The following is a 2087-nucleotide window of genomic DNA, read 5'->3' on the forward strand; positions in this document are numbered from 1 at the left end:
TAACGCCAAATTAAGGTGTGAACAACGCTAACCACCTAACCTAAACCATTGTGCCATAAACACTAAACTTACTTGAAGTGAGAGCGCCAAGCGTTGTGAATCACTCTTAAATTTCTTGTTATGTACGTGCTCCCTCTGGCACGACCATAGGCAGGTCAGTACAGCCAAAGTCTAAACCAAACTGGCTTAACAAACAGGTTAGCTGACCTCTGTGATGCGTTTGATGATTGAAAATATGTTGGCAAAACTCACCAACTGTTCGTTCGATTACCTGCCCCTCGGTTGTCGTATACCTGACTACTTGGCTACAACTACCAGAGCTAAACTGATTAGTAACTTCAATATAGATCGAGTCTAAAAGTTCTCGTAATTCAGATAGTTCGCCGAGATTCGAAGCGAACGTGTCAGAAACTGACTTAGCGACAGGTAATTTATCTAAAACTGTAGCTTCAACTGTTACTAACTCATTTGCTACAAGGCGCTGTAGCATAATCAAGTCACCGAACAAGATATGATTCCAGTGAGCCATGATTGTAGGAAAAAATGAGTTGGTATTCTGATGCAACTGCTCATCAGTCAGCTTACTGCAAACACCAAGTAATTGCTTATTCATTCGCTGATTATACAGCGCCAACATCCTGAAATTTGAGGATAAATCCATTTGACCTCCAAAGTACATAACGCTGCGTTAAGGTGTGACAAGCGTTTGCCACACTTGAGCGAAGCGAAACCGGCAAGCGTTTGGAATCACCCTTAAACGCTTTGTTATACCGCTTTTCTAGTAATCTATCGTACTAAGTAACGCTTTATCATTCTACGATGAAGCGTATAATCCCTGCTCATTTTATACGATACCCATAACCAAAGAGTCCCTGCATGTCCAAATTGTTTTTCAAAGGTCGGATCGAAACAAGAAAAAATCACGTGAAATCTGGCTACAACGTTGACCGTGAAGTGAAAGCTGGTACAGCCGAAGCTCCCGTTTCAGTCATCGTTTCTTCACAGCAACGAAAAGAGGCTATTGAACTCCTAGCTCAAGAGAACTCGATCATCACCAACATTATTATTGACGCGACTCAGGAAGAAAATACCGTTGAGCTAGACACATTACTCAACAAACCCATCACGACTGTCTTTGAAAAAACACCAAACAGAAATGACCCTTGTAGCTGTGGTAGTGGCAAAAAATATAAAAAATGCTGTGCTTAGACTCGGAATACCGCCCTCACCCGGCGGTATAACGCCCAATTAAGGGGTGAACAACGGCTCCACCCGGACCTAAAGCATTGTGCCATAAACACTAAAACTGAAGTATAAGCAAAAGTGCCAAGCGTTGTGAATCCCTCTTAAATTGCTTGTTATAAGCGTGGTTTTAACATGTGCACGAACTGTTCGTCCTGCCCTGTAACCTCAAAGCCAAACCTTTTGTAAAGTTCCCCTACTCGGTTTCCTCGTAAGTAGCAAAGCTTTATCGGTAACGACTTTTGTTCAGCCAGCTCAATGACCGCTTTTAATACTTGGCTACCAATTCCTTTACCCTGATATTCTGGGAATAGGAAAAAGCGACCAAAGTACAGATGCTCAGAATGGCACTGCACCAAGTAACTGCCCACTGCGACTCCATCGACTTCGATTATGGTTGGCTTTTCTTCGCCCCACTCATTGTGATGAATTTCTCTTTGAACACTTTCGTCCCAACCAAATACAGCTTTGATTGGTTCAAATTCTGCTGATTTCTTAAGTTCGAATAGGAACTCATAGTCACTATTTTCAGCTTTACGGGTTTCGTACACCTAACTCTCCAAACCTACAACTACGGATAGCTTATAACGCCGCGTTAAGTAGTGAGCAACATTACCACCTAACCTAAACCATTGTGCCGTAAACACTAAATTCAAAGCAAACCGAAAATGCCTAGCGTTGCGAATCTGCCTTAAACGCTTTGTTAGTTGCCATTCTAAACCTTTGATTCCCAGTTCATTACCACTTTGCCAACGCCGTAGAAAGCTGGCCAAAAGCACCCAATAAACCTTTCGGAAAGACAATGTCACAAAGCTGACTTTCAACGAGTACATTCGCGTCTGAAA

At 42.5% G+C, this 2087-nt stretch carries 3 protein-coding genes; 1 reads left to right on the plus strand and 2 read right to left on the minus strand.

Translation table 11 applies throughout. The features are described 5' to 3' along the window. Positions 1–118 precede the first annotated feature (118 nt). The gene (locus BS19_RS19545; RefSeq protein WP_038177630.1) at positions 119–661 is read right to left on the minus strand and encodes a DinB family protein; all 543 of its coding nucleotides are present in this window, start codon (positions 659–661) and stop codon (positions 119–121) included. Positions 662–876: 215 nt separating this feature from the next. Between BS19_RS19545 and BS19_RS19550 the strand changes: the two genes are divergently transcribed. Next, the gene (locus BS19_RS19550) at positions 877–1209 is read left to right on the plus strand and encodes a PBPRA1643 family SWIM/SEC-C metal-binding motif protein (RefSeq protein WP_038177631.1); all 333 of its coding nucleotides are present in this window, start codon (positions 877–879) and stop codon (positions 1207–1209) included. Positions 1210–1358: 149 nt separating this feature from the next. On the opposite strand, the gene BS19_RS19555 is transcribed toward BS19_RS19550, so the two are convergent. Then, positions 1359–1793: a GNAT family N-acetyltransferase gene (locus BS19_RS19555; RefSeq protein ID WP_038177633.1), complete on the minus strand. Its 435-nt coding sequence runs from the start codon at positions 1791–1793 to the stop codon at positions 1359–1361. Between the last annotated feature and the right edge of the window lie 294 nt (positions 1794–2087).

The organism is Vibrio pacinii DSM 19139 (assembly GCF_000711795.1).
Taxonomy (GTDB): domain Bacteria; phylum Pseudomonadota; class Gammaproteobacteria; order Enterobacterales; family Vibrionaceae; genus Vibrio; species Vibrio pacinii.